This is a genomic window from Pseudoalteromonas sp. T1lg122 (assembly GCF_002964825.1).
GTDB classification, from domain to species: Bacteria; Pseudomonadota; Gammaproteobacteria; order Enterobacterales; family Alteromonadaceae; genus Pseudoalteromonas; species Pseudoalteromonas gelatinilytica.
On sequence record NZ_PQCG01000007.1, the window covers coordinates 238,472 to 257,593 of the forward strand.

The 19,122-nt window shown below is 41.4% G+C and carries 18 protein-coding genes; 14 read left to right on the plus strand and 4 right to left on the minus strand.

The genetic code is table 11. The annotated features are described in order from the left end of the window. The first annotated feature begins 133 nt into the window (after positions 1-133). The 5 genes from edd to C2M33_RS06495 all read left to right on the plus strand — a co-directional run bounded on the left by edd (position 134) and on the right by C2M33_RS06495 (position 5,467). Positions 134-1,984 (plus strand): phosphogluconate dehydratase, encoded by a 1,851-nt coding sequence (edd, locus tag C2M33_RS06475; RefSeq protein ID WP_105174039.1) that lies wholly within the window; start codon positions 134-136, stop codon positions 1,982-1,984. 34 nt (positions 1,985-2,018) lie between these two features. After that, positions 2,019-2,639, plus strand: a complete 621-nt coding sequence (locus C2M33_RS06480; RefSeq protein WP_063705675.1) for a bifunctional 4-hydroxy-2-oxoglutarate aldolase/2-dehydro-3-deoxy-phosphogluconate aldolase — start codon at positions 2,019-2,021, stop codon at positions 2,637-2,639. Positions 2,640-2,657: 18 nt separating this feature from the next. Next, positions 2,658-3,662: a type I glyceraldehyde-3-phosphate dehydrogenase gene (gene gap / locus C2M33_RS06485; protein ID WP_063705673.1), complete on the plus strand. Its 1,005-nt coding sequence runs from the start codon at positions 2,658-2,660 to the stop codon at positions 3,660-3,662. 156 nt (positions 3,663-3,818) lie between these two features. Then, positions 3,819-4,160: a hypothetical protein gene (locus C2M33_RS06490; RefSeq protein WP_105174040.1), complete on the plus strand. Its 342-nt coding sequence runs from the start codon at positions 3,819-3,821 to the stop codon at positions 4,158-4,160. 185 nt (positions 4,161-4,345) lie between these two features. Then, positions 4,346-5,467, plus strand: coding sequence for a sterol desaturase family protein (locus C2M33_RS06495; RefSeq protein ID WP_105174041.1), 1,122 nt, complete (start codon positions 4,346-4,348; stop codon positions 5,465-5,467). A 35-nt stretch (positions 5,468-5,502) separates the two neighbouring features. On the opposite strand, the gene C2M33_RS06500 is transcribed toward C2M33_RS06495, so the two are convergent. From C2M33_RS06500 to C2M33_RS06510, 3 genes are all read right to left on the minus strand, one after another. Further along, on the minus strand, positions 5,503-6,777 hold the full coding sequence (locus C2M33_RS06500; RefSeq protein ID WP_105174042.1) for a leucine-rich repeat-containing protein kinase family protein: 1,275 nt from the start codon (positions 6,775-6,777) through the stop codon (positions 5,503-5,505). A gap of 53 nt (positions 6,778-6,830) precedes the next feature. Next, positions 6,831-7,544, minus strand: a complete 714-nt coding sequence (locus C2M33_RS06505; RefSeq protein WP_054561631.1) for a YebC/PmpR family DNA-binding transcriptional regulator — start codon at positions 7,542-7,544, stop codon at positions 6,831-6,833. A 74-nt stretch (positions 7,545-7,618) separates the two neighbouring features. Beyond that, positions 7,619-9,361 (minus strand): ABCB family ABC transporter ATP-binding protein/permease, encoded by a 1,743-nt coding sequence (locus tag C2M33_RS06510; protein ID WP_105174347.1) that lies wholly within the window; start codon positions 9,359-9,361, stop codon positions 7,619-7,621. A 210-nt stretch (positions 9,362-9,571) separates the two neighbouring features. On the opposite strand from C2M33_RS06510, the gene C2M33_RS06515 reads away from it, so the two are divergent. The 9 genes from C2M33_RS06515 to C2M33_RS06555 all read left to right on the plus strand — a co-directional run bounded on the left by C2M33_RS06515 (position 9,572) and on the right by C2M33_RS06555 (position 18,245). Further along, on the plus strand, positions 9,572-10,618 hold the full coding sequence (locus C2M33_RS06515) for an NAD(P)-dependent alcohol dehydrogenase (protein ID WP_105174043.1): 1,047 nt from the start codon (positions 9,572-9,574) through the stop codon (positions 10,616-10,618). A gap of 206 nt (positions 10,619-10,824) precedes the next feature. After that, positions 10,825-11,196, plus strand: coding sequence for a hypothetical protein (locus C2M33_RS06520; protein WP_156503650.1), 372 nt, complete (start codon positions 10,825-10,827; stop codon positions 11,194-11,196). Between the two features lie 74 nt (positions 11,197-11,270). Further along, the gene (secD, locus tag C2M33_RS06525; protein ID WP_105174044.1) at positions 11,271-13,082 is read left to right on the plus strand and encodes a protein translocase subunit SecD; all 1,812 of its coding nucleotides are present in this window, start codon (positions 11,271-11,273) and stop codon (positions 13,080-13,082) included. Then, positions 13,079-13,999 (plus strand): protein translocase subunit SecF, encoded by a 921-nt coding sequence (gene secF / locus C2M33_RS06530; protein WP_105174045.1) that lies wholly within the window; start codon positions 13,079-13,081, stop codon positions 13,997-13,999. Before secD ends, secF begins: the two co-directional genes overlap by 4 nt. A gap of 76 nt (positions 14,000-14,075) precedes the next feature. Beyond that, a complete protein-coding gene (locus tag C2M33_RS06535) occupies positions 14,076-14,552 on the plus strand; it encodes a GreA/GreB family elongation factor (protein ID WP_105174046.1) in 477 nt (158 codons plus the stop codon). A 200-nt stretch (positions 14,553-14,752) separates the two neighbouring features. Beyond that, positions 14,753-16,147, plus strand: coding sequence for a RimK family protein (locus C2M33_RS06540; RefSeq protein ID WP_105174047.1), 1,395 nt, complete (start codon positions 14,753-14,755; stop codon positions 16,145-16,147). Then, positions 16,147-17,250: a GNAT family N-acetyltransferase/peptidase C39 family protein gene (locus C2M33_RS06545; RefSeq protein ID WP_063705650.1), complete on the plus strand. Its 1,104-nt coding sequence runs from the start codon at positions 16,147-16,149 to the stop codon at positions 17,248-17,250. The genes C2M33_RS06540 and C2M33_RS06545 overlap by 1 nt, the downstream gene beginning before the upstream one ends. 30 nt (positions 17,251-17,280) lie before the next feature. After that, complete coding sequence (locus C2M33_RS06550; protein WP_063705648.1) at positions 17,281-17,775, plus strand: MgtC/SapB family protein; 495 nt, start codon at positions 17,281-17,283, stop codon at positions 17,773-17,775. Between the two features lie 26 nt (positions 17,776-17,801). Next, positions 17,802-18,245, plus strand: a complete 444-nt coding sequence (locus C2M33_RS06555) for a GNAT family N-acetyltransferase (protein WP_105174048.1) — start codon at positions 17,802-17,804, stop codon at positions 18,243-18,245. On the opposite strand, the gene C2M33_RS06560 is transcribed toward C2M33_RS06555, so the two are convergent. Continuing rightward, the gene (locus tag C2M33_RS06560) at positions 18,222-19,121 is read right to left on the minus strand and encodes a S41 family peptidase (protein WP_105174049.1); all 900 of its coding nucleotides are present in this window, start codon (positions 19,119-19,121) and stop codon (positions 18,222-18,224) included. The genes C2M33_RS06555 and C2M33_RS06560 overlap by 24 nt on opposite strands. Position 19,122 lies beyond the last annotated feature (1 nt).

Sequence of the window (19,122 nt, forward strand, 5' to 3'; positions counted from 1 at the left end):
GTTGGTTGTGAGAGACAGCCTGTCAGCGTACCTTTGAACGGGTAAATCAAAGATGCTCAGTACAATTATTTTCGTGGAGTCTGTAATTGTTACTGAGCCTTTATCCTCTAACTATAGAGATGAGTCGAATTTTATGTTGCATCCTCGTATCCAAGAAGTCACCGAACGCGTTATTGAACGTAGTAAAGAGACCCGCCAAGCTTATTTAGAGCGAATCGCGCACGCAAAAAAACAAACAAGAGTTCGTGCTGGTTTAGGCTGTGGTAATATTGCACACGTTATGGCTGCTTGTAGCAGCGATGACAAAGCTCGTTTAAAAGCAGACGAGCAACCAAATCTAGCGATTATCAATTCATATAACGACATGCTTTCTGCGCATGTGCCTTACAAAGACTATCCAGAAATCATCAAAAACCTTGCAACTAAGTATGATGCAACAGCACAAGTTGCTGGCGGCGTACCTGCAATGTGTGACGGTGTGACACAAGGCCGTGATGGTATGGAACTGTCATTGTTTTCGCGTGATGTGATCGCAATGTCTACAGCGGTTTCTTTATCGCACGACGTGTTCGATGGTGTTTTCTGTTTAGGCGTATGCGACAAGATTGTCCCTGGACTTTTAATTGGTGCCTTATCATTTGGTCATTTACCAACGTATTTCTTACCAGCAGGTCCAATGCAATCGGGTATCCCGAATAAAGAAAAAGCCCGTGTACGTCAAAAATTTGCACAAGGCTTAGTAAGTCGCGAAGAGCTTTTAGAAGCAGAAAGCGCATCGTATCACAGTGCGGGTACGTGTACTTTCTACGGCACAGCAAACTCGAATCAAATGTTAATGGAAATCATGGGTCTACATTTACCAGGTAGCTCTTTCATTAACCCTTACACAGAACTACGTGATGGTTTAACAGGTCATGCTGTCGAAACCATGTTAAAGCAGCTAATCGAAACAAAAGATGCTAACTGCCTTGCTGATGTAGTGAGTGAAAAAACAATTATTAATGGTTTAGTTGGCTTGTTATCAACAGGCGGCTCAACAAACCACGCAATCCACTTAGTGGCTATTGCGAAAGCAGCAGGTGTGATCCTAACGTGGAAAGACATGGCTGACTTATCTGAAGTTGTGCCACTTCTTACACGTATCTATCCAAATGGCTCAGCTGATGTGAACCATTTCCAAGCAGCTGGCGGTATGGGCTTCTTAATGAAGCAACTGCTTAGCAAAGGTTACTTACACAACGACGTGAAAACGATTGTAGGTGATGGCCTAGAGGCATACACCACAGAGCCAATGCTAGATAAAGACACATCAGTGATCATGACTAACAGCACAGGTCCAAGCAAAGTTAAATGGGTTGCATGTCCTGAAAAGTCACACGATGAAGAAGTTTTACGCCCAATTGATAACCCGTTTAGCAAGCAAGGTGGTTTACAGCTTCTTACAGGTAACCTTGGTAAGGCAGTAATTAAAGTATCAGCAGTGGCTGAATCACATCAGGTTGTTTCTGCACCAGCGAAAGTATTTAGCTCACAAGGTCAGTTACAAGAAGCATATAGCCGCGGTGAATTAAACACAGACTTTATCGCTGTAATTAAAGAACAAGGTCCGAAAGCGAAAGGCATGCCTGAGCTTCACAAGTTGACGCCAGTAATGGCAACACTACAAGACCAAGGCTACAAAGTGGCGATTGTGACAGACGGTCGTATGTCGGGTGCATCAGGTAAAGTGCCTGCTGCAATCCACTTAGCACCAGAAGCGGTTGAAGGTGGTGTAATCGCTAAAATTCACGAAGGTGATTTAGTGACACTTGACGCACCAGCGGGTGTATTAAAAGTACACGTAAGCGATGACGAATTAGCAAAACGTGAATTACAACTTAGCCAACCAAGTCAAACATACGGTACAGGCCGAGAGTTATTCGCAGGTTTCAGAAATATAGTAAGTAGTGCAGACCTTGGCGCTAGCGCCTTCGGTTTAGAATAATAATACGCCGTTACTGGGCTATGAGGAACATACAATGAGCATTGAGAAAATTTTATCATCGGCACCTGTGGTACCGGTTGTTGTTATCGAAAAACTTGAAGATGCAGCACCCCTTGCACGTGCGCTTTATAACGGAGGCTTAAAAGCATTAGAAATTACTTTGCGAACGCCGATTGCGGCAGAAGCAGTAAAGCTAATGAAAGAAGCTGTACCAGAAGCATACGTTGGCACAGGTACTGTTATTGATAAAGCGACATTTAATGCATCTGTTGAAGCTGGTGCTGACTTTATGGTGAGCCCAGGTGTAAACGACGAATTATTAGCACTGGCTAAAGAGTCTGATATTCCATTTTTACCCGGTGCAGCAACACCAAGTGAAGTAATGAAATTAGCAAGCCAAGGCTTTAAGTTTTTAAAGTTCTTTCCTGCAGAAGCAGCGGGTGGCACTGCAATGCTTAAATCAATTGGTGGCCCTTTACCGCAAGTGACTTTCTGCCCAACAGGCGGCATTAGCCTTGAAACAGCACCTAACTACCTGGCACTTAAAAATGTAATTTGTGTAGGTGGTACTTGGATGTTAGATAAACAACTTATTGAAAACAAAGACTGGCAAGCCATTGAAGCGCTTGCTCGCCAAGCAAGTGAAGTAAAATAATTAACGGGAGATATTAGAATGATTAATGTTGCAATTAATGGCTATGGACGTATCGGTCGTAACGTATTACGTGCTCTTTATGAGTCAGCTCAAAACAACGAAATCAAAATTGTTGCTATCAACGATTTAGCACCAGCAAATGTTAACGCGCATTTAACTCAATTTGACTCTGTACACGGTCAATTTTCTCAAAAAGTAACACTTGCTGAAAACACCATGCTAATTGGTAATGATGAAATTACCCTTACGCAAGAGCGTGATCCTGCAAACCTTCCTTGGAAAGCATTAAACGTCGATATCGTATTAGAATGTACGGGTTTATTCACTTCACGTGAAGCCGCTGCAAAACATATTGAAGCCGGTGCTAAAAAAGTAATCGTTTCTGCGCCTGGTACTGATATGGATGCAACGGTTGTTCATGGTGTTAACAGCGAAGTTTTAAACGCTGACAGCAACATCATTTCAAATGCATCATGTACAACAAACTGTTTAGCACCGATTGCAAAAGCAATCAACGACACAGTAGGTATCGAGCAAGGTAGCATGACAACCATTCATGCTTACACAAACGATCAAAACTTATCTGACGTTTATCACCCAGACTTATACCGTGCACGTAGCGCAACTCAGTCAATGATCCCAACTAAAACAGGTGCAGCTAAAGCGGTTGGCTTAGTGCTTCCTGAACTTGCGGGTAAACTTGACGGCATGGCAGTGCGCGTTCCAACAATCAACGTTTCTTTAGTAGACTTAACGTTCGTTGCTAAGCGTGAAACAACTGCAGCAGAAATCAACGAAGTCGTTAAAGCAGCATCAGAAGGTGCAATGCAAGGTATTCTTGAATACAACGAACTACCACTTGTTTCTATCGACTTTAACCACAACCCAGCGTCTTCAATCTTCGATTCTACTCAAACTAAAGTAGATGGTAAGCTTGTTAAAGTGATGGCTTGGTACGATAACGAGTGGGGTTTCTCAAACCGCATGTTAGACCAAGTTAAAGCGTTAGGTCAGTTCTTATAATAGAACAGTAAAAGTTTAAGCTTTATCCAACAAAGCCACGTTTATCGTGGCTTTTTTGGTTTTTATATAATTCCACATTGAATTTCCCTATAAGCAAACTAATCTGTATGTGCTGTAACGAATATATGATTACATTTAACCTTAAAGGAAAATTAAATGGCAAATTCACTAAAAGGAAAAACTGTTTATGTTTTTCATGACAATACTGGTTCACAAGGACAGTTAGTTTTTTCTGACAACGTATCAGCTACTTATAATGTTGGAGGGCAATCAACTTCAGCTAAGTGGGGAGAAAAATGGATGGGTAACCTCTGTTATTTGTGGGTAGTATTTGATAATCAAACAGGAATTAGAATTTGGGGAATACAACTGACTCTAGATGGTGAGGTTATAAAAGGTCAGGGTGTTTCAGCTATGGGAAATGCTGATCCAAATGATCCCGGTGACTCTAGTTTTATCAATGATGATTTAGAAATTAACTCTTCACCAAGAACTTAGATATTTCGCGGAAGAATTTTGTGGTTTCCGCAACCTCCAATGGCGCAATCTGTTCCTACCTTATTACATAGCAAATTAAAAATAAAAAATTTGTAGTAAAGCTAATATCATCATGTTTCTGTTCATATTTGTTCCTAAATTCTTCTGTGTTATGCTGCAAAAAATTGATAAATGGATTTTATATCATGACACGTCTTTATCATCGGCTATTTAGAGCTGAGCAGTTTCAAGTGGGTGAAGGCAATATTAGCGGTTATATTGCTTGTTTCTTAGCGGTGTTATCCTGCTTAGGGGTGTTAGCTTTTCATTTTCCAGAGTACTTAACGACCCCAGAGCTTAGGCAAAACTACAGTGTCGAGTTTTTACGTCAGCTGATGTTTATGGCATTAATTATTTCAGGCAGTTTAGGGTTGTTGAACTTTGTTCGTAATACTAATAAACGGCTCGGTGCAACGGCTTGGGTGTTGATCTTGCTTGCTATTGCATTTGGCGGTCCGAATGTTGAAGTGGGCGACTTTAAAGATAATACGCCGTACTTGGGGCTGGATTGGTTCATTCTTGACTTACTTGGCTCCACACTGATTTTTATTCTAATTGAGAAGCTACTGCCGCACCGTAAAGAGCAAAAAATTCTCCGCTCTGAGTGGCAGGGTGATTTAAATCATTTCTTTGTTAATCACTTAATTATTGGTTTTGTGTTGCTGGCAACCAATCAGTTCGTGCATCATGCATTTGGCTGGGCTGTGTCTGATACAGTGCAAGGCTTTATTATTCAACTGCCCTTTTTACTGCAGCTATTTCTAATCATTTTAGTAGCTGATTTAATGCAATATTTTGTGCATAGGGCTTATCACGAAGTGCCTCTGCTTTGGCGTTTTCATGCCGTGCATCATAGTGCAAAAGAGATGGATTGGCTTGCAGGCTCTCGTCAGCATATTTTAGAAATACTCGTGACGCGCAGCTTAGTGCTCACGCCAATTTTTGTACTCGGCTTTCCATCGGATGTTATTAGCCTCTATGTCATTATTGTTGGCTTTCAGGCAGTATTTAACCACGCTAATGTTCGGGTGAAGTTTGGTTGGCTAAAGTATTTGCTGGTTACACCTCAGTTTCATCATTGGCATCATTCATCTGATAAAGCGGCCATTGACCGTAACTATGCTGCGCATTTTTCTTTTTTAGATTATCTTTTTGGCACTGCTGTGAAAGGTCAAGCAGAGTGGCCCGATAAATATGGTGTGGTTGGCGATTACATGCCCGAAGGTATGTTAAAACAGCAGGTGTTCCCGTTTAAAAAGCAAAAATAAAGCCTCATCGAGGCTTTATTTATTATTACCAATACTCATAATCGCGAAACTAGCTCAGAAAGGCGAGGGCGTTTGTCTGAGTTTAGTACCAAGCACTCTTGAGCTATGTCAGAAAGCATCTTAGTAATGTCGTTTTGTTCACTCACTACGGTCAGTAGATCATCAATGAAATAACCAAGGGCGCGCACTTCAATGCCTTCTAATAGCTGCTGTTGATCAGGCGTCAGCATTGATAAGTCTGTTGCTGCACCAAAGTCACCGAATAATAAATCGCCCTGTGAATTGATCATGCTGTTATGGGCATAAATGTCACCATGGCTTACTTGCTTTTGATGCAAATGAGCGAGGGTACTGGCCATTTGCTTAACAATTTTTAGCACCATTTCTGGCGCGTACTGGCAGTTGTCTTCGAATGTGTCACGGGTACAAGTTGCAAGGGAAGGTGGCAAACCAAGATTACTAAACTCTTTACTGATAAGCTCCATCACTAAACCAAGTTGTGACTCTTCATCAACATAGCCTAATGCTTTTATGAGATTTCGATGCTCACTGGCTTTTAAACAGCAATTTAGCTCATCAAGTGGATAGCCATCACTGGTGATCTCGCCTTTAAATAACTTAAGGGCAACAGGCTGTTGATGCCAATTGGCTAAGTGAATAACCCCAGATGCGCCTTGGCCAATCTGCTTTTTAACATCGATTTCATCCAGTGCGATTTGGCTAAACTGCTCACAGTGCAAGCTAGTTGAGCGATTTAAATCGTTACCAGAGAAGGCAAGCCAAGCAAGTTTCGGTAAAGCTAAAAGCCAATCTTCAATTTTTGTAAGTTTATTGGCACTTAAACGTATTAGCTCAAGCTCTTTACAATTAGCCATTGAGACTGGCAAATGTGTTAACTGATTACCTGCCAGTGCGAGCTTTTTAAGCTTGCTGTACTCACCAAATGTATCTGGTAAAGCGGGGATTTGATTATCAGTTAAGATTAACCATTCAATCTGCGTTGGCAAACAGTGCGCTTTAAATTCAGTAATTTGATTACCTTTAAATGCCACCATGATTAAGTTTGGGCATTCTCTTAGCACGTCTGGAATATGTTTAAACTGATTAAATGATAAAAACAGCCGTTTGAGATTTTTTAATTTGTAAAAATCGTCAGGTAAATCACTTAGCTGATTATTAGATAAATCGAGGATTTCTAACGTATCGGCTAGGGTATAAATTTCTTTTGGCAATTCAGTTAGTTCTGCAACAAGCTGAAGCCGTGAACAACCTAGTAGAGAACCGGCTTTTAACTCTTCGAGGGTATTCAATGTTGATTCCTTTGGGCTAAAAGGTAAAAGGCCAACTTGGTTGGCCTTTTTAATTAAAACTGTGCGTTGTGGTAAACGTTTTGTACGTCGTCACAGTCTTCTAGCATGGCTAAAAAGCGTTCCATGACTTCAACGTCTTCACCTTCAATGGGTGCTTCTACTTGCGGCACAAAAGCAATTAGATCTTCGTGGAAATCAGTAATTCCCATTTCTTCAAGTGCTGTACGGGTGTTGTTGTATTCAGTGTGTGGAGCGAATACAGTCACTTTACCGTCTTCAACTTCTACATCTGTTACATCTACATCAGCCATCATTAGTGCTTCTAAAACAGCCTCGTCATCATCACCATCAAATACAAAAATAGCGAGGTGATCAAATAAGTGTGATACTGAGTTTTGCGCACCAATTTTTGCATTCGCTTTTGTAAAACAAACACGTACGTCAGCAAAGGTACGTTTGTTGTTGTCGGTTAAACAGTCAACAATGATCATACAGTTACCCGGGCCGTAACCTTCATAGCGAGTTGCTACGTAATCTTCGCCGCCACCGCCTTTGGCTTTATCGATTGCACGCTCAATTACATGCGTAGGTACTTGGTCTTTTTTAGCACGCTCAATTAAGCGACGAAGCGCTAAGTTGCCATCGGGATCAACACCACCATTCTTAGCGCAGATATAAATTTCTTTTCCGTACTTTGAATAAACTTTGGTTTTTGCACCCGCAGTTTTTGCCATTGAGTCTTTTTTGTTTTGATAAGCTCTGCCCATCTGCGTGTTGCCTTTTTGTTATAGATAAAAATAAAGCGGTTATTCTAATCATTTAAACTACTAGTTAACAGTGTTTATTCTTCGCTTTGCTGTAACTGCCACATTCGTGCGTATTCACCATTCGCTGCAAGCAGTTGATGGTGCTGACCTTGCTCAACAACCCGTCCTTGTTTCATAACAATAATTTTGTCTGCGTCAGTAATTGTTGATAAACGATGCGCAATGACTAAGCTGGTATGTCTTTGTGCAACTTCACGCATCGCGCTGAGAATGGCTTGCTCTGAATGCGAATCTAGCGCCGATGTTGCTTCATCAAATAATAAAATCGGTGAACCTTTTAAAATAGCTCTGGCTATTGCAATGCGCTGCTTTTCACCGCCTGATACTTTTAAACCGCGCTCACCAACAAGGGTTTTATCGCCTTTGTCTAGGCTGGCAATAAATCCATCTAAATGGGCAAGGCTAATGGCTTTATCAATTTCATCTTCGCTTGCCGTTGGATTTCCGTAGGCGATGTTTTCGCGAATACTGGAGTTAAATAGCACGGTATCTTGCGGTACGATGGCAATAGCTTGGCGCAAACTTTCAAGTGTCACTGTGTTGATTGCTTGCTCATCGATATAAATTTTACCTTCATCAACATCATAAAAACGGTAGAGTAGGCGGCTTAGAGTGCTTTTACCTGCGCCACTGGCACCCACAATCGCCACTTTGCTGCCAGACGTAACCTCAAAGCTTAAGTTATTTAAAATTGGCCTTTGTTTGTCGTAACTAAACGACACATTTTCAAATCGAATAGCTGCTTTGGTTGCTTTTAATGGTTTTGCATCTTTGTCATCGCTAATGGCGGCTTTTCGATTTAACAGCCCCAGCATATTTTCAAGGTCAGTCAGCGCTCGGCGTATCTCACGATAAACAAAACCTAAAAAGTTAAGTGGTAAAAATAACTGGATCATATAAGCATTGATCATCACAAGCTCACCTATTGTCAGCTCTTTATTGACCACTGAGCTGGCACCTAGCCACATTAGCGCTGTAATAGCCGCGGCGATTATAAGTGCTTGCCCTGAATTAAGTGCCAGTAAAGATAAACGATTTTTAAGCCTCGCTTGCTCCCATTTAGCTAAAAAGCTGTCGTAGGTGTTTGCTTCATAGTGTTCATTGTTGAAGTACTTAACGGTTTCGTAATTTAGCAAGCTGTCGATAGCACGGGTATTAGAGTTATTATCAGCAGTATTTGCTTCACGAATGAATCGGTTTCGCCACTGCGTTACAATCACAGTAAAAGCAATGTAAATAGCGACCGCGATAACGGTGACTAATGCAAACCACGGTGAAAATAAGGTCGCAAAAATAATGGCTACGGTGATTATTTCAAATAGGGTTGGCACGATGTTAAACATCAAAAAGCGCATTAAAAAACTGAGGCCATTTGTACCACGCTCTATATCGCGACTGATACCACCTGTTTGCCTATCAAGGTGAAAGGCAAGCTCTAAACTGTGCAAGTGCTTAAATACTTTTAAGCCGATATGGCGCATTGCGTGCTCTGTAACACGGCCAAATAATGCATCGCGTACTTCACCAAAAAAAATACTGGCAAAGCGCAGTAAACCATAGGCGATCAGCAAGGCAATAGGAACGCTTAATAGCGGGTTGATACTCGCATCAACCGCGTCAATTATTTCTTTTAGTGCCCAAGGCATCAGCAATGTGGCGCCTTTTGCAGCAATAAGCGCTAAGACGGCTAAAATAACGCGGCCTTTAAAGGTCATTAAATAGGGCCAGAGTGTTTTGATGCTTTGTGATAGGTTCATTGCATCAGGCGATCTTGTCACCTGTTCTTTGCGGCTCATTCCACGCATGGGGGTCTCTTAAAATCAATTTGATAAAAATAGGCAAAAGCTTTCGTCTTTTAGGCAAGTGAACTTTGCAAATTTACCTCTATACTGAGTGAAGTATACACCAGTGCATTAGCAAATTAGTTAATTGCATGAGTTAAACACGAAGAAAATTAAGGAGTAAGCATGAAAACCGTCGGTTATGCAGCACATGATTCTGAAAAACCATTAGAGCCGTATCATTTTGAACGCCGTGCACTTCGTGATGAAGATGTATCAATTGAAATTCTGTATTGTGGCGTGTGCCATTCAGACTTACACACAGCAGAAAACGATTGGGGCTGGACTCAGTATCCTGTCGTACCAGGCCATGAAATTGTTGGCCGTGTCCTTGAAGTAGGCAGTGGCGTTACAAAATATAAAGTAGGCGATAATGTCGCTGTAGGGTGTATGGTTGATAGCTGTTTAAGCTGTGACCAGTGTCATCACGGTGAAGAGCAGTTTTGTCGCGAAGGGATGGTAGGAACCTACTCAGGACAAGACCGTATCAGTGGTGAACTCACTCAAGGTGGTTATTCAAAGCACATTGTGGTGCGTGAAGAGTTTGTATTGAGCGTGCCAAAAGGCTTAGACCTTGCTAAATGTGCACCAATTCTATGTGCGGGTATCACAACGTATTCGCCACTACGCACGTGGAATGTCGGCCCAGGTAGCCGTGTTGGTGTGATTGGGCTAGGTGGTTTAGGCCACATGGCGATTAAAATCGCAGCTGCAATGGGCGCACATGTTACGGCAATTAGCCGTAGTGATAAGAAAAAACAGCAGGTTTTATCTTATGGCGCAAAAGATTTATTGGTATCGAGTGATGAAGCAGCCATGCAAGCGCATGCTAATCAATTTGATGTGATCATTAATACCATTCCGGTAAAACACGACTTTACGCCGTATATTCCGCTTTTGGATATTGATGGTACGCAAGTATTGGTTGGTCAAGTCGGTGAGCTTGCTGAGTCTAACTCAGTGCCGTTATTAATGGGGCGTCGCCGTGTTGCTGGCTCATTAATTGGCGGTATAGCGCAAACCCAAGAGATCCTCGATTTCTGTGCGTTACATAATATTCTGCCAGAAGTCGAAATGATCAATATGGACCAAATTAATGACGCATTCGATAAATTAAAGCAAGGTGATATGGCCTCACGCTTTGTTATCGACATGTCATCATTAGAAGTTTAACTTGTTTAAAAAGTTAAACTAACTAAGCGGGTCTAGTTAGGCTCGCTTTATTTTAGTTACTTTTATTTAAGTAATACCTTGTGTTTTATTTTTTTACCCTCATTATAGCCCTGTTATCCGCTTAATTTATTGGTCAGTTCTTGTTACGCTTTTTCTCAGTCATTATCTTGCTATTTACTGTGTTCTTTAGTGCACAGAGCATGGCTATGCCTGACAATCACTCACACTATGCTGCGACTAAATTGTTCCAAGTCGAGCTGACTAAAACCCCAGTTATTTCTCAAACTCATACAGTTGAACACCCTAAACCGGTAGAACCATCGGGGTTTGATACCCTTGTGCCGCGTTTAACTGCCAGTAATTCATCATTGTTTCTTTATCATAGTCAGGTTGATCCTGATTACGAGCTATTGATTGAATTCTTTGCTGAAGATTGGGGAAAAGAGCACTTTTTAGCGCCGCCAGGTGCTGTGCGTGTGATCCCATGGTTTGCGTTAGCCACTCAACGTAAATCCCGCATTAGTGGCTGGAAAGACGCTAATCTCTTGTACAAAGCCAATACGATCTATCATAGCTAAACGACTTCCTTCGTTACTTTTTATTTTTTGGAATTAAATTTTTACCGGCTGACAATGCCGGAAGGAAGTCATGTATGTCACATAAATCTAAGCCGGCGCTATGGCGTCGTCTAAAAATGAGTTATGTCGCTATGATAGCGGCGTGTATTTTATTAGCGGTTAGCGCACTACCTAACCTTTACCCTAACAAATCTTGGTTGCACATTAGCTTGCCAGATCAAACTGTGACGCTGCAAAGTGTGACAACGTCACTAAATCAACATGGTTTTGAAGTGACTGAAGCCAATGATAGCCAAGCACAACTGGCTATTTTATTAGCTGAGCCGACTCAAAGTGCTAATGCGTTGAGCTTTATAAAAACGCAATACCCACAGCTAGAGGCTAAAATTGTTGAGCATGCGACAAGCCCACAATGGCTCCAGCAGCTGGGTCTTTCACCGATTAAATTGGGACTCGACTTAAATGGTGGCGTTTTATTTGTGCTTGATGTTGACCTAGATAAAGCAATGCAAGAGCACTTAAACAGTGTGTATCAACAAACTAAATTGACGCTTCGTAAAGACAAAATTCGTGGGATCCGGGCAAGTGAAGTAAAAGATGGGGTTGAGTTACAAATTTTACCAAGTGGTGAGGAGCAACTTGCAGGACTTGTCTCAACGTTACAAGGTCAATTCAAAGGCCTGATGCAAACTAAATCAACAACGAATAACCTAACCACGGTATTACTGCATTTTAATGAGCAAAGCCAAAACGAATTCAATAAACAAGTTATGGCGCAAAGCTTAACAACCCTGCGTGGTCGCATTGAAGAGCTTGGTATTACTGAAGCGGTAACGCAAAAACAAGGTAAGCAGCGCATTCGTATTGAGTTACCCGGTGTGCAGGACCCATCAGAAGCGAAACGTATTATTGGTGCAACTGCGACCCTTGATTTTTACCAGGTCGTCGAAGTCGGTGGTAAAGCGTTTAATGTACAAGGCGGTGGCGTTGTTAATTTAAATCCGATGGCGATTTTTTCAGGTGATCACATTAATAATGCCAGTGTTGGCAAAGATGAATGGGGCAAGCCTTTAGTTCAGCTTAGCTTAGATTCGCAAGGTGGCGATGCGATGTCTGCTTTTTCAAAGCACAACATAGGTAAACCAATGGCCACGGTGTATTCTGAATACTCGCGGGATGCGAATGGCGACGTTGTGAAAAAAAGCGAAGTGATCAATGTAGCAAACATTGCCCAGCATTTAAGTTCTCGTTTTAGCATTACTAATATGAAAAGCCCGCAAGCAGCTTACGATTTAGCGCTTTTACTACGCGCAGGGTCGCTCACAGCGCCAGTGACAATCGTTCAAGAACAAACCATAGGCCCAAGCTTAGGTAGTGAAAACATTGAACACGGTTTAGCAGCGTTAATGCTGGGTATCGGTATTACCCTTGCCTTTATGGCGCTTTGGTATCGTCGCTTAGGGCTGATTGCCAATATTGCTTTATTGCTTAATCTAACGGCTTTAGTTGGTTTAATGTCGTTATTACCGGGGGTTGTACTGACTTTACCGGGTATTGCAGGGCTTGTTCTGACGATAGGGATGGCAGTGGATACCAATGTGATTATCTTTGAGCGAATAAAAGAAGAGAAGCGCAAAGGTCGACCTACATATCAAGCGATTGAGCAAGGTTATAACCAAGCATTTACGACCATTTTTGATGCCAATGTGACTACGATGATCACGGCAATTATTTTATACGCCATTGGTTATGGGCCGGTGAAAGGCTTTGCAATCACGTTAGCGCTTGGGCTATTAACCAGTGTCTTTACTGGCGTTTATATTTCGAAAGCGCTTAGCCAAACACTCTACATTAAACTAACTAATTTAACGGGGGCTAAAGCATGAGTTGGTCAACATTAACTGCACCGAGTAAAGCGCGCGTTTTAGGATTACTGCTAAGTTGTGTTTTTGTCATCGCGAGCTTAAGTGTTTTATCTGTAAAAGGGCTAAACTTTGGCCTTGATTTTACAGGTGGCTACATCACGGAAATTAACACAACGTCAGTCACGACAATTGCTGATTTAAAGGCAAAGTTAAGCCCCGAGGTTGCGAGTAAATTAGCCATCAGTAAAGCGGGTGAATATCACTTTGTTTTAAGAGAAGCACCAGAGGCTAGCAAAGCGAGTACTTGGCAAGCAGAGCTGAATGAACAAGGCGTCGACTATAGCGTATTATCTAGCTCATTTTTAGGCTCACAAGTGGGTGATGAGCTTTTTGAACAGGGCTGTTTAGCTTTATTTGCAGCGCTGATTGCAATTATGGTTTATCTTGCCGTGCGCTTTGAATGGCGACTCGCAGTAGGTTCAGTGGTTGCACTGTTACATGATTTAATCTTAGTGCTTGGTTTGTTTTCCTTGCTAGGGCTTGAGTTTAATTTAACCGTGCTTGCGAGTTTACTGGCTATTATTGGTTATTCATTAAATGACTCAATTATTGTTGGCGACAGAGTCAGAGAGCTTTTACGTATTCAGCCAGACAATCAACGCATAAATACCCATGTTGTGATTAATGATGCAATTGGCTCTACGTTAACGCGTACATTGATCACCTCAGGCACAACACTTGCGACCATTGCCTGTATTTGGCTGCTTGCAGGGGCTGCATTAACGGGTTTTGCTATCGCGTTATTTGTGGGCATTGTGGTGGGGACATTATCATCGATTTGTATCGCCGCGACCTTGCCGCAGTTATTGGGGTTAAGTTCAGAAAATTACACCCAAACACTGGATGATAAAACCAAAGCCTATATGGAGATGCCGTAAGTCAGTTTTATAACTTACTTTCATCAGCCGCTATTTTTCCATAGAATAGCGGCTTTTCTGTTTTAACTGCTTTGATATGAATAAAACACACGTAATTGAACATTTACGCTTTGCGCTTGAGGCACAACTGCAAAACGCTAAAGAAGCGGCAAAAGCGGCCCATGATGCAGCAACTCACGAAGAAAGTGTTGCTGAAACTCAATACGATACCTTGGGTTTAGAAGCCGCTTATTTAGCGCAAGGGCAAGCTGAGCGAGTTAATGAGTGCTACCGTGATATTCAGGCATTCAATACGGTGTTTAAAGAAAGCGAATTTAATAAGGTTCGTGAAGGTGCATTAGTGTGTCTTATCGATGAGCAAGATAACGCAAAGTGGTTCTTTATGGGCCCAAGTGCTGGTGGCTTAGTGGTCACCGTAAAAGAGCAAGCGATTTATGTTGTAACCCGAGAAGCGCCGTTAGGTAAACAACTGATTGGCAAGCAAATTGATGATGAAGTAACACTGACTATTGCAGGCAACACACAGTTTTACAACATTACTGAAATACTCTGATCTAGAAAATTTATTAATCAATAAATTTCATCTTAAGGTAAAAAATAACTCGTTGGTCACAAAGCTAAAAACCCTCTATAAATCACATCAAGCTTAATGCTTATAAGCACCCATCTAGTTAAGTGAAGTTTAGCCTCATGCATTCACTTAATTGGTTGGGTGTTTTCATTTTTTTCATAAGACTTAATTTAGGAAAAGTCGTGTTTAAAACCTTGATTGTGGTTGATAACAATGAGCAACGTATTGCTCAAAATTTCGAAAATGTCATTACCTTTGACACCTACTTACGTGATTACCCGAAGCATAATGAGCCAAAAACGCGCATTTTAAACTTGTGTGATACAGGGCAGTATTTAAGTAAAGGTTATTATTGTTCTTTGCTTGCTGAAGCAAGAAAGCACCAGGTATTACCGAGTGTAAAAACAATTAATGCGCTCCGTAGCGATGAGCACAGCACGCGTCATAAAGAGCTTGCTGGTGGCACTGTCTTTTTTGGTCACACAGATCAAGAACAGCAAAGTAAAGCAACCAAAGCATTATTCTCGCAATATCCTGCGCCTATTTTGGTGTGTGATGAGCATGGTGTTGTGAAGCAAGGCACGATTGCATCATTAGATGACACTGGCTTTACAGAGTTTGTAAAACAACTCAGTAGCTTTACCGAGTCTGTGTGGCGCATTCACGATAAAAAACGTCGTTACCGTTGGGATATGGCTATATTGGTTGATCACCAAGAAAAAGTGCCGCCAAGTGATAAAGATGCCATTGCTAAATTTATTAAAGCAGCCGCTAAACATGGTATTTATGCTCAAGCACTGACATTTGATGAAATTACCAATATTGCACAATTTGATGCGTTGTTTATTCGTCAAACAACGGCCATCGACCATCCAACCTATCGTTTAGCGAGTAAAGCACAAAGCTTAGGGTTAGTGGTGATTGATGATGCAGAGTCAATACTGCGCTGTTGTAATAAAGTGTATTTGCACGATGCCTTTAATTATCAAAAAGTGCCGAGTTTAAAAACTCACGTTGTGGCTGATACAAGTGAAGAGACAATTGAAAGTTTAGAAGCAAACTTTAGCTACCCACTGGTATTAAAAATGCCAGAAGGCTCTTTCTCAAAAGGCGTATTTAAAGTTGCAAATCGTGATGAGTTAGTTGCTAAGTTAACAGAACTGTTTGAGTTTAGTGCACTTGTGCTTGCACAAGAGTACATGTACACCGAATACGACTGGCGTGTCGGGGTGTTAAATGGCCGTGCAATTTATGCGTGTCGTTATTTAATGGCGCGTAATCACTGGCAAATTTACAACCATGATGCAAAACGCTTTTTCTCAGGTGGTTTTGAAACCTTGCCAACGTTTGAGCTACCTAAAGTTGTACTTGATGCAGCATTAAAAGCTTGTAAAACGGTGGGTAAAGGTTTGTATGGTGTTGATGTTAAAGAGCATCAAGGTAAAGCATACGTGTTAGAAGTGAATGACAACCCGAGTATCGACCATAAAGTCGAAGATGCCTATTTAGGTGATGAGCTTTATATGATCATTATGGATGAGTTTAAACAACGCCTAGAAGCACGAGGCCGCGGTTAATGAACGCATCTGTTTGTCAAATCCGCTTTGCCAATGCAACGGATTTGACGGCTCTTGTCGCCATTGAAGAGCAAAGCTTTAGCCAAGATAGATTAAGTAGCCGTAGTTTAAAACGCTGGATCAGCGCAAGCCACGGCTTATTGATGGTGGCTGAGGTAGATAATCAACTGGTTGGTTATGGTTTAGTGTGGTGCCACAAAGGGACGCGCCTTGCTCGGTTATATTCACTGGCGGTTTTGCAATCTCAGCAAGGTAAAGGGATTGCTTCAAAGTTACTACTTGCGCTTGAAAATGAAACGGCTAAACGGGGCCGTTTATACATGCGTTTAGAAGTTGCGGTAAACAACCAATCAGCAATTCGTTTATATGAAAAACTGGGTTACCAGGTGTTTGGTCATTATAGTGATTATTATGATGACCATAGTGATGCCCATCGAATGCAAAAAAACATTCGTCGTAATATCGAATTTAATGCCGATAAGCACACGCCTTGGTATCAGCAAACAACCGAGTTTACCTGTGGTCCTGCGGCGCTATTAATGGCAATGTCATCCTTGAATGATACCGCAATGAGCCAACTCAAAGAGCTGGATATATGGCGTGAAGCCACGACTATCTTCATGACTTCAGGGCATGGAGGTTGCCATCCTCTGGGGTTAGCACTTGCTGCAATGAAACGTGGTTTTAAAGCTGATGTAGTTTTAAATACCCGTGATACTTTGTTTATTGACGGGGTAAGAAGCGAAAAGAAAAAAGCCATTTTGCATACCGTACACAATCAGTTTGTGGCTGAAGCAATCGCTGCAAAACTGCCTGTGAGGTATCAAGAGTTAACCTTGGCCTCCATTGAAGATTGGCTTGCTGAGGGTAAAGCGGTGGTGTTATTGATCAGCACCTATCGGTTTGATGGTAAAAAGTCACCGCACTGGGTGTGTGTAACGCATATTGATGAGCATTGCTTGTACGTGCATGACCCGTTTTGTGAAAACGAAAAACAATTGGCGATTGATTGTCAGCATGTCCCAATAGCCAAAGCTGATTTTAACAAAATGGCGAGTTTTGGTTCATCAAGACTCAGCACTGCGATGGCCTTTTATTTATAATTTTAATTGTTAGTTTGATTTGGAAGTACAGTGACTCTGAGTAGTTTATTTGATATTGCCCCTTATTCTTGGTCAGCAATTGGTAGCGCCGCATTTTGCGGCGCAATTATTGGTATGGAGCGTCAGTTACGCGGTAAGCCTGTTGGTATTCGTACCTCCGCACTCATTGTGTTAGGTACCTACTTATTTCTTGCTACTGCATTTATGTTGCATGGCGATGTGATAGACCATTCACGTGTAGTGGGCCAAATTATCACCGGTATTGGCTTTTTAGGTGCCGGAGTAATGCTTGCAAAAGATGGCGCGGTAGTTGGTGTAACATCCGCTGCAACGATCTGGGTATTAGCATCAATTGGTGTTGTCATTGCCACCGACAACTTACTAGCTGCAATAAAACTATCTGTGCTAGTAGTAGGTATTTTATATGGTGTAGATGTACTTGAAGCTAAATTTAAGAGTTTAGGTCGCGGCGTGCATGCCCGTGTAAAACGCTATTCAAAGTTGTATTATCGAAAAGAAAAGTGAAGTTAGATAATAGATTAGAGTGAGTCATGGAGCCTTGTTACACGATAAAGCCTGCTAGTTTAGACGATTTGTTACTTGTTGATAGTCAAATTCCTGAGTTTGATGGCCGAAATACCCTTAGCAAATTACAAGCACAGTGTCCAGATGTTGAGCACCTAGCTTTAGTTGCCTATATCGATAATAAGCCTGTGGCCTACAAACTGGGTTATGCGTTAGATTCAAACACCTTTCATAGTTGGCTTGGCGCGGTTGCGCCAGAATGTAGAGGGAAGGGCATTGCGCAGGCTTTATTAAACGCGCAAGAAGCATGTGTTAAAGCCCACAGCTATCGAGCTATAAAAGTTAAGTCGATGAACCGTTTTCCTGCAATGCTGAGTCTGCTTATCAAAAATGACTATGCAATAGTGGGTTATGAAGACAGAGGCTGCACACAGACTAGCAAAATTTTATTCTACAAAGTCTTTGATTAGCGTACTAAACTCTAGACTACTCATACTAGGTGTGATTCCATTTTTAAACGTTTGACCATGAATATTGGCCATCTCGCCTGTTGTTAAAACAAGAATACTTCCGTCACTGAGCTCAAACGGAGTATTGACGGTTGCTAAGCCACACGTTTTCTCGCCAACGAGTGTTACATTTTTAAGAGAAGATAGCCCAATTGCCAATGCTTCTGCAGAACTTGCGACACTAGAGTCAATCAAAACATAAATCCCAATAGGCTGATGTTTTAAATGATAGGTATCTGGTTGGAAATTGATTTTTTGTAGCGAGCTTTCATGGGCTATTCCATCTTTAAAACCAAATTTAGTAATGCTTCCAGATGACAAATGGAATTCACCTAATGTCTGTGTAGCGTCGAAAAAAGGGGAAAGTGCTTGTAACATCGGCCACATATTGCCGCCGCTATTTTTTCTTAAATCAATAATCCAGTATCGAGAGTTCTCGTTGTCTTGAGATCTTATTTTATTGATTGAATTACGAACATATTGAGATTTTTCTTTTGTGGTTGTTATACCAATACTGGAAACCTTTAGATAAGCAAGTTTACCTTTATGAAAATGCTGCTTAATTATGCTGTTACTAACACAGCGTTTTTTGGCGCTGAAAAAAGTTATATTTGAATCTTTATCCTTGAGATAAGTATGAGGTTCATTGAGTGATTTAATAAGCGCTTCAACGTTTGGAGTTTTATAGCCAAGATAGACTGATTTGTATGAATAATCACTGGTACGGATAAAGTGCTTGTTGATTAATTGCTTAACTTCATCATAGTTTGGCTCTGCTCTAACAAAAGAAGAAATTTGAGTAAATAGCATCAATGTAAAAAAGTATGATTTCTTCATT

Bases quoted from the DNA above. Each gene is read 5' to 3' on its own strand.
- C2M33_RS06510 (WP_105174347.1), bottom strand. From the start codon at position 9,361: ATGAACCTATCACAAAGCATCAAAACACTCTGGCCCTATTTAATGACC.
- C2M33_RS06520 (WP_156503650.1), top strand. From the start codon at position 10,825: ATGCCTGACAATCACTCACACTATGCTGCGACTAAATTGTTCCAAGTC.
- C2M33_RS06555 (WP_105174048.1), top strand. From the start codon at position 17,802: ATGGAGCCTTGTTACACGATAAAGCCTGCTAGTTTAGACGATTTGTTA.
- C2M33_RS06535 (WP_105174046.1), top strand. From the start codon at position 14,076: ATGAATAAAACACACGTAATTGAACATTTACGCTTTGCGCTTGAGGCA.
- C2M33_RS06560 (WP_105174049.1), bottom strand. From the start codon at position 19,121: ATGAAGAAATCATACTTTTTTACATTGATGCTATTTACTCAAATTTCT.
- gap (WP_063705673.1), top strand. From the start codon at position 2,658: ATGATTAATGTTGCAATTAATGGCTATGGACGTATCGGTCGTAACGTA.
- edd (WP_105174039.1), top strand. From the start codon at position 134: ATGTTGCATCCTCGTATCCAAGAAGTCACCGAACGCGTTATTGAACGT.
- secF (WP_105174045.1), top strand. From the start codon at position 13,079: ATGAGTTGGTCAACATTAACTGCACCGAGTAAAGCGCGCGTTTTAGGA.
- C2M33_RS06490 (WP_105174040.1), top strand. From the start codon at position 3,819: ATGGCAAATTCACTAAAAGGAAAAACTGTTTATGTTTTTCATGACAAT.
- C2M33_RS06545 (WP_063705650.1), top strand. From the start codon at position 16,147: ATGAACGCATCTGTTTGTCAAATCCGCTTTGCCAATGCAACGGATTTG.
- C2M33_RS06505 (WP_054561631.1), bottom strand. From the start codon at position 7,544: ATGGGCAGAGCTTATCAAAACAAAAAAGACTCAATGGCAAAAACTGCG.
- C2M33_RS06495 (WP_105174041.1), top strand. From the start codon at position 4,346: ATGACACGTCTTTATCATCGGCTATTTAGAGCTGAGCAGTTTCAAGTG.
- C2M33_RS06515 (WP_105174043.1), top strand. From the start codon at position 9,572: ATGAAAACCGTCGGTTATGCAGCACATGATTCTGAAAAACCATTAGAG.
- C2M33_RS06480 (WP_063705675.1), top strand. From the start codon at position 2,019: ATGAGCATTGAGAAAATTTTATCATCGGCACCTGTGGTACCGGTTGTT.
- secD (WP_105174044.1), top strand. From the start codon at position 11,271: ATGTCACATAAATCTAAGCCGGCGCTATGGCGTCGTCTAAAAATGAGT.